The organism is Vibrio sp. 10N.222.46.A1, assembly GCF_041473595.1.
Classification (GTDB): Bacteria; Pseudomonadota; Gammaproteobacteria; order Enterobacterales; family Vibrionaceae; genus Vibrio; species Vibrio tasmaniensis_A.
Genome location: NZ_JBFRSN010001368.1, coordinates 1 through 276, shown reverse-complemented (window position 1 = coordinate 276; position 276 = coordinate 1). Strand labels below are relative to the sequence as shown.

Sequence of the window (276 nt, the reverse complement as noted above, 5' to 3'; positions counted from 1 at the left end):
TCATTCCCTGCTGGTTCTATGGGGCCAAAAATTGATGCCGTTTGTAAATTCGTTGAAGCTGGATTGGGTAATGCGGCGATTGGTTCATTATTTGATTTAGATAAAATAATCACCAATGAAGCTGGTACTCTGATTACAAAAGGCGAAGGTATTGTTTATTACTAAAGTTATCGAGAGATAACCATCACTAATATAAACCCATTAAACAGGCCTCTTATTTAATAATAATGAGGCTTATTTTATTCGGACCGTTTAATACTAGATGAGATAAATATT

The 276-nt window shown here is 34.1% G+C and carries 1 pseudogene; it reads left to right on the top strand.

What is annotated here, in order from left to right:
- A pseudogene (locus AB4496_RS26670) lies at positions 1-165 on the top strand (carbamate kinase); the annotation flags it as partial.
- Between the last annotated feature and the right edge of the window lie 111 nt (positions 166-276).